This is a genomic window from Streptomyces kebangsaanensis (genome assembly GCF_001906585.1).
Classification (GTDB): domain Bacteria; phylum Actinomycetota; class Actinomycetes; order Streptomycetales; family Streptomycetaceae; genus Streptomyces; species Streptomyces kebangsaanensis.
The window spans coordinates 154,453-155,106 of the sequence record NZ_JUJA01000163.1; the positions used below are offsets into that span (position 1 = coordinate 154,453).

Consider the following 654-nt stretch of genomic DNA (forward strand, 5'->3'; position numbering starts at 1 on the left):
CCGCTCGGTGTCGGCGGCCGTCGCGGTCTTCCCCGCCTCACCGTCCTGCCAGGCCGTCCGCAGCGTACGGCGGCGCCGGGCCAGCGCCTCGGTGAACCGCCCGGCAAGCTCCTCCACCGCCCGGTCCGCCTCCTCCACGGCATCCCGCGGCCCGTCGACGAACCCGGCGACAGCACCCCGCAGCCGGGCCCCGAACTCGTCGCACTCCTCGGGCAGGAGCAGCGGGTCGGACGTGCCGTGAGCCGCGGGCTCTCCGTCCCGTCCCACCGGCCGGGCGCCCCCGCCGAGAGCCTCGTGGGCACCGGCGCCCTCTGACCCCGGGAGACCGTCCCGCCCCGAGAGCCCGGCACCGCCCGCACCGTGAGCCCCGGCACCCCCGGGCGCCGCCTCACGGCCGGCCCCGTCGTCGTGGCCCGGGGCGCCGTCCCGTCCCGGTTCCGGCGCGCCGTCCTGCGCGGTACGGGTGCCGGCCGGGCCGGCCACGGCCTCCCGGCCGGTCACGGAGGTACCGCCGGGCACCGCGCCACCGCCCGGCGGCATCTCACGAGCGGCAGCCGTGTCCCCGTCCGGAGCCGTCCCGCGGCCCGCCACCGGGTCACGGCCCACGGCCGTACCGCGGCCCGCGGCAGCCCCACGGTCCGCCGCCGCGGCCCG

1 protein-coding gene and 1 pseudogene are annotated in these 654 nt (G+C 81.5%); one reads left to right on the forward strand and one right to left on the reverse strand.

Features of this window, described 5'->3' with window-relative positions:
* Nucleotides 1–267: pseudogene (locus RH94_RS40980) on the reverse strand (hypothetical protein); the annotation flags it as partial.
* Nucleotides 268–360: 93 nt separating this feature from the next.
* Between RH94_RS40980 and RH94_RS45205 the strand changes: the two are divergent.
* Nucleotides 361–654 (forward strand): hypothetical protein (locus RH94_RS45205; RefSeq protein ID WP_234426186.1); only part of this gene is annotated, 294 nt, incomplete at its 3' end.